The sequence below is a fragment of the Methylobacterium sp. B1 genome, assembly GCF_000333255.1.
In the GTDB taxonomy this organism is placed as follows: Bacteria; Pseudomonadota; Alphaproteobacteria; order Rhizobiales; family Beijerinckiaceae; genus Methylobacterium; species Methylobacterium fujisawaense.
Window position 1 is genome coordinate 1 of record NZ_BACT01000801.1, and the last position, 6,247, is coordinate 6,247.

Sequence of the window (6,247 nt, forward strand, 5' to 3'; positions counted from 1 at the left end):
GCGATGGCCCGCTGCAGCGGCGTGACCCCGACGGTCCGGAGCGGCACGACCACCGAGACGGCTTCCCGCAGCTGCATCGTGCCGACGAGGTTCTGCACGAACCCCTCCGGATAGACGGCGTGGCAATCGGCGCGGACCAGGTAGGCGGAGGCGGGATGCGCCAGCCGTGCCGCGAGGTTGAGGGCCGCCGCCTGGATCCGGCGCTCGTTGTGGACGAGCCGGATCCGCGGATCCCCGGCGCTCAGGGCGGCGACGATCGCGCAGGTGCCATCGCGGCTGCCGCCATCCAACACCAGCAATTCGCAGGCGACCGCATCCCGGTCGGGCAGAACGGACGCGATGGCCTCGGCGATGTGGTCGGCCTCGTCGAGGGCCGGCATGGCGATCGTCACGAGCGGAGCACCGGCGGCGCGCGCGGGGGGGCTCGTGGGTGATCTCATGGGGGCTCTCCCGACACCGGGCCCCGGTGGTCGGCGGATCCGGGCCGGCCGTTCCGGAGGGAAGCGGACGCCGACGGTCCCGCATCCGAGGGCTCATCTGCCGTGATTGGCCGCGATTACGGTCATTGATCACAACCACCACTTCGGTTGGCCGCACCGATACGACGAAAGGTGTAATTCTGACCGCCCCACCGCAATGATAGCCCGTTCCGGCGGGACAACCGGACGGCTCGACAGTCGATTCGAACCGGATCCCGCGAGCTCGATCACGGGCTCGAAGCGTCATGCGGGACCCCCTCGAATGATGAAATCTTTGGATGCGCTTGCCCTCGGCCCGTCGGAATGCGGGCTGACCGAACAGCGAGGCGATCCGTCGACGCTGCGGGTCACCGAGATTGCGCCCGACGACCGGATCATCGCCTTCGATGCCGTGGGCCTCTGGCAGTATCGCGGTCTCTTGCGCGTCCTGATCCTGCGGGACCTGAAGGTCCTCTATCGTCAGACCGCGCTCGGCGCCTGCTGGGCGATCGCACAGCCGCTCTTCACCGTCCTGATCTTCACCGTGATCTTCGGCCACTTCGCCAAGATCCCCACCGACGGCGCGCCCTACGCGCTGTTCGCGGGCAGCGCGGTCGTCCTGTGGACCTACTTCGCCGAAGCGGTCCGGCGCAGCGCCAACGGCCTCGTGGCGGAGGCCGAACTCATCCGCAAGATCTACTTCCCGCGGCTGGTCATCCCGCTCGCCACGGTGATCTCGCCGATGGTCGATTTCGCCATCGCGCTGGCCGTCATGCTGGCCCTGATGGTCTGGTACGGCGTGGTGCCGGACTGGCACCTCGTGCTGGCCGTCCCGACCCTGATCGTCACGGCGATGCTCGCCCTCGGCGTGAGTCTGTGGCTCGGCCCGATCAATGTCCGCTTCCGGGACGTCAAGCATACGCTGCCGTTCCTGATCCAGATCTGGATGTACGCCTCGCCGATCGTCTACGCGTCGAGCATCGTGCCCGCCTCGGTGCGCTGGCTCTACGCACTCAATCCCATGGTCGGCCTGATCGAGGCGTTCCGGTTCGCCGTCCTCGGCGGGACGCCGCCCGACGCCTTCGCGATCACGGTCTCGGTCACGGCTGCGTTCGTCCTGCTCGTCAGCGGACTGATCTTCTTCCAGCGCATGGAGCGCTCCTTCGCGGATGTAATCTGATGTCGATGGCAATCAGCGTACAAGATATCGGCAAGCAGTACTGGCGCGCGCCGCGAGCCGCGCACCAGAACTCCCTGCGCGACGCCCTCAGCGAGGGCGTCCGGGGCCTCCTGTCCCGCCGCTCCGAGGCGCGCCCGGCACGGGAATCCTTCTGGGCGCTCAGGGACGTCAGCTTCGGCATCAAGCACGGTGAGAATGTCGGCATCATCGGCCTGAACGGCGCCGGCAAGAGCACGCTCCTCAAGCTGCTCTCACGGATCGCCGCCCCCACCACCGGCCGCATCCGCCTCGAGGGTCGGGTCGGTGCCCTGCTCGAAGTCGGCACCGGCTTCCACAGAGAGCTGACCGGCCGGGAGAACATCTTCCTGTACGGCTCGATCCTGGGCATGGGCCGGCAGGAGATCGCCGACAAGTTCGACGCGATCGTCGCGTTCTCGGAGATCGGAGACTTCATCGATACGCCGGTCAAACGCTACTCGAGCGGCATGTATGTCCGGCTGGCCTTCTCGGTCGCGGCCCATCTCGAGCCCGACATCCTGCTCCTGGATGAAGTCCTGGCCGTCGGAGACTACGCCTTCCAGAGAAAATGCATGGACTTCGCCCATCGCCTGCAAGCGAGCGGCGCCACCATCCTGATCGTGTCGCACAACATGTTCAGCGTGAAGACGATGTGCAAGCGCGTGATCTACATCAAGAACGGGACGGTGGCCTATGACGGGCCCGTGGATGCGGGCCTCAAAATCTACGAGCAGGACAGCTACCTGTCCCATCCCTCGTGGTACAGACCCGAACAGTCGAGCCAGGACTTCCGGATCACCGGCGTCGAGATCTTCGACGCGGCCGGAGAGGGCAAGACGGTCTTCTCCCACGGCGAGCGGATGCGGATCCGCATGCGGTATGCGGCCGATCTGCCGATCCACGACGCGAACGTCTCCTGCTCCTTCACCCGCGCCGACGAGACCCATTGCTGCACGTTCAGCACGCTGCTCGACGCGGCACCGGTGCCGGTGATCGCCGGTACGGGGACGATCGAGCTGCTGACACCGCCGCTCCGGCTCACCGCGGACGATTACCGGGTGTCGATCTCCGTGCGCCGCAAGGGCTTCGACACGATCGCCGACGCCAAGATCGGCGCCCGGTTCCACGTTCAGCACCCGGATCTCGATCCGTACATCTTCGGCATCTTCCACGAAGAAGGTCACTGGACCTTCGGCAGGTAGACTTATCGGGAAGGCAAAGAACCATGAGCACGGTCGATGTCGTCGTCCCCTGCTACAATTACGGCCGCTACCTCCGCGCATGCGTCGACAGTATCCTGACGCAGCGCGATGTGGACGTCCGGATTCTCATCATCGACGACATGTCGAACGACTCATCCGAAGAGGTGGGACGGGCCCTGGCCCGGGAGGATGCCCGCGTCACCTATCGGCGCCACACGGTCAACCAGGGACATATCAAGACTTCAACGAAGGAATCATCGACTGGGCCACGGCCGACTACACGCTGCTGCTTTCGGCCGACGACATGCTGACGCCCGGGGCGCTCGCCCGCGCGGCGCAGGCGCTGAACCGGCATCCCGAAGCGGGGCTCGTCTGCGGGATGGCGGTGTCCCAGGCCGGCGACGTGGAGCCGGTGGCCGTCGCCGACGCATCGGACCCGGAATGCCGGCTCGTCCCGGGGCGCACGTTCATCAAGCGCTTCTGCGACTTCGGAAACCAGTTCGCGTCCCCGGTCGTGATCGTCCGCACATCCGTCCAGCATCGTCTCGGCGGTTACAATCCGAAGATGCGGCACACCTCCGACATGGAGATGTGGATGCGCTTCGCGTGCCATGGGCCCGTGGTCATCCTGAATGCAAAGCAGGCCTATTACCGCTGGCATAACCAGAACATGAGTTCTCATTACTATGCACAGGCGATCAGCGATCGCCGTGAACAGATGGAAACCTGCCGCGTCATCCTGCAGGAGCAGGGAGACAGGATCCCCGAGCTTCAGGGATGGGTGGCCGCGATGCAGCGGCGGATCGGACGCGAACTCCTGATCACGGCGAGCAACTCCTTCACCCTGCATCACGACGACGACTGGAAGGAGATCCTCGCAGCTGCAGCGGAGTTCGATCCGCACCTGCTCCTGCGGCGCGACTGGTGGAAGCTCGCCCTGAAGCGGGTGATCGGTCGTTCGGCGCTCCATACCTTCCGCAGGCAGCTGCACCGATCGAACGGACGGTCGATCCGGGAGTGTCGTCTCGACTGGACGAACCATGGCGAGGTCACCGGCTGGTGGCCCGCCTGAACATCCTGTCGCGGACGGTGCCTTCTCGGCGCCGCATGTCAGCACAGGTGCAATCGAGCGGAGGACGACGTGCAGAGGCCCGTCATAAACGTCGCATTCGGCATCGATCAGTCGTACATCCCACAACTTCGTGTGGTCATGCGCTCGATCGAGACACGAAACGAACGCAACCCGCTGCGGTTTTTCGTCTTCCATGACGGCATCGACGCGGCCAGCCGAGCCCAGGTTTCGACCCAACGCGCCACGATCGAGTGGATTCAGATCTGCGATCCGGTCCTGCTCGGGTTCGACGCCCATCGCCCGAGCATGAGTCGGGCGACGTATTTCCGGTTGATGATCCCGCGATTTATGCCGCCTGACGTCAGCCGTGCGATCTATCTCGATTCCGATCTCATCCTTCAAAGCGACATCGCCGAACTCTGGGACTTCGACCTCGGCGCCCATGCGCTCGGAGCCGTGGTCGATGCCGGCCTCAACCCGCGCGACTTCGCCGCGCGGTACGGCCTGCCGGCCCAGGGCCGATACTTCAACGCGGGCGTGCTCCTGCTGGATGTCCAGAAACTCAGAGCGGACCAGAGCTTCGATCACACGATCGCGCTCCTTGCAAGCAACGTCTACGATTACGACGATCAGGATGCGTTGAACATCAGCTTCTGGAACCGCTGGACCAGCATTCCACCAGACTGGAACTTCCAGCGCAATTTCCTCTACGAGAAGTTCGCAACGTGGACCGCCCTGACCCGGAGCGCCCCGCGGCCGAAGATCATCCACTTCACCGACGCGACCAAACCCTGGCGCCGCGACGAATGGCATCCTCTGGCGTGGCTTTACCTGAAGGAGCTGCGCGGTGCCGAGTTCGGCCTGAGCCTCCTGCGCAATGCGGGCATCGGCTTCAAGACCCGGCTCAAATGGCGTCTGCGCTGGCTGCTGTGGAATTTTAGATGCTTCTGCAGATGGAACCTCGGCCTCCAATAGCGAAGCCGGCCTTCTCCTGAGTTTCTCGGAAGCGTGCCGGCGCCGAACGCGCCGACGCGGCCCCGGTCGAACCCCGACACGTCACGGCGCCCGACATGAAGCTGACCTACTTTGCCGGCGATCCGCCGAACTTCGGGGATGAACTCAACCCGCTGGTCTGGAGCGCGATGCTTCCGGACGGCTTTCTGGATGATCGCGAGGAGGCGCTGTTCCTCGGGATCGGCTCGATCATCCAGGACATCTACCCGAGATCGGCAAGAAAATACGTTATCGGGTCCGGCTACGGCGGCTATTCGGCGATGCCGGACGTGCATGACGGATCCTGGGACGTCCTGTTCGTCCGTGGCCCCGGGACCGCGCGGCGCCTCGGCCTCCCGGCGGAGCGGGCGATCTGCGATCCAGCCGTCCTGCTGCGCCTGCTGCCGCTGCCGGAGGCCGCGTCGGGCATCACGGTCGCCTTCATGCCGCATTACGAAAGCCTGGAGCGTGGCTTCTGGCAGGTGGCCTGCCGGATGGCGGGCGTCACGCTGATCGATCCCCGGGACGATGTCGGGCGGATCCTGTCCCAGATCAGGGGCGCCAGGCTCCTCATCACCGAGGCGATGCACGGCGCCATCGTCGCCGATGCCCTCCGCACGCCCTGGATCGCCGCCAAGCCGCTCCATCACTCGCATCGCATGAAGTGGCGGGACTGGTCCGAGTCCCTCGAGATCGACCTGCGCCCGCATGCCTTGCTGCCGAGCAACATCCGCGAGATGTATCACGCCGTTTGGCCCAACGCCGAAGTCTGGCGCGCGGCGCGTTCGAGCACGATGCCGACTCTCAAGCCCGTCAATCAGATGCTGACCTGGATCGCCGCGAAGCGTCTGCAGCAGCTGTCGCATGCGGAGCCGCAGATGAGCCGCGACACCCGGCTGGATGCGGCCGTCGACGGAGTCGCCTCTGCCATAGATCGGTTCGTTCGGTCCCGCGGCGGTTCGGGCCTGCGCGCGACCGGGCGGGCACCGGCTTCGGCCCGTTCCGCGTCGATGCGGTCGATGCGCTTGACGGCGTGAGGGCGGCCGCGGGGGCGATCCCGCCGATCCCCGTGACGGCCCGGCTGGCGTCCGATCAGATCGGCCGATGCATCGAGGCCATCTGAACCAGCGCCCTTCGGCAATCCCGGCGCGCGACCAGATGATAGGTCGCGCGGACCGGGAAGACCCTCAGCGCTCCGACGATGGCCCTGAAGGCCCGGCGCTTCTGGCCGCGCGAGGCTGCGGCGATCATGATCGTGACGAAATACCAGTAAAAGTGCTGCAGCGTGCTTTGATACGCCCTGAGGAAACGCGAGGGCGAGGGC

8 protein-coding genes are annotated in these 6,247 nt (G+C 65.6%); 6 read left to right on the plus strand and 2 right to left on the minus strand.

Annotated features, from left to right (window positions below; all coding sequences use genetic code 11):
- Positions 1-440: glycosyltransferase (locus I53_RS23080; RefSeq protein ID WP_043355142.1), on the minus strand; the 440-nt coding region annotated here is incomplete at its 3' end.
- A gap of 301 nt (positions 441-741) precedes the next feature.
- Between I53_RS23080 and I53_RS23085 the strand changes: the two genes are divergently transcribed.
- From I53_RS23085 to I53_RS23105, 6 genes are all read left to right on the plus strand, one after another.
- Positions 742-1,638 carry an ABC transporter permease gene (locus I53_RS23085; RefSeq protein ID WP_043355138.1) on the plus strand — a complete coding sequence of 299 codons (897 nt, stop codon included), beginning with the start codon at positions 742-744 and terminating at the stop codon, positions 1,636-1,638.
- Positions 1,638-2,858 (plus strand): ABC transporter ATP-binding protein, encoded by a 1,221-nt coding sequence (locus tag I53_RS23090; RefSeq protein ID WP_043355139.1) that lies wholly within the window; start codon positions 1,638-1,640, stop codon positions 2,856-2,858. The genes I53_RS23085 and I53_RS23090 overlap by 1 nt, the downstream gene beginning before the upstream one ends.
- A 23-nt stretch (positions 2,859-2,881) precedes the next feature.
- Complete coding sequence (locus I53_RS36225) at positions 2,882-3,169, plus strand: glycosyltransferase (RefSeq protein WP_051045007.1); 288 nt, start codon at positions 2,882-2,884, stop codon at positions 3,167-3,169.
- Between the two features lie 74 nt (positions 3,170-3,243).
- The gene (locus I53_RS30590) at positions 3,244-3,930 is read left to right on the plus strand and encodes a hypothetical protein (RefSeq protein ID WP_148291222.1); all 687 of its coding nucleotides are present in this window, start codon (positions 3,244-3,246) and stop codon (positions 3,928-3,930) included.
- 69 nt (positions 3,931-3,999) lie between these two features.
- Entirely contained in the window at positions 4,000-4,905 is a 906-nt protein-coding gene (locus I53_RS23100; RefSeq protein WP_078947106.1) for a glycosyltransferase family 8 protein, read from the plus strand.
- Between the two features lie 95 nt (positions 4,906-5,000).
- On the plus strand, positions 5,001-5,960 hold the full coding sequence (locus I53_RS23105) for a polysaccharide pyruvyl transferase family protein (protein ID WP_205782333.1): 960 nt from the start codon (positions 5,001-5,003) through the stop codon (positions 5,958-5,960).
- A gap of 55 nt (positions 5,961-6,015) precedes the next feature.
- On the opposite strand, the gene I53_RS34215 is transcribed toward I53_RS23105, so the two are convergent.
- A partial coding sequence (locus I53_RS34215; protein WP_187294407.1) for a hypothetical protein occupies positions 6,016-6,247 on the minus strand: 232 nt, incomplete at its 5' end.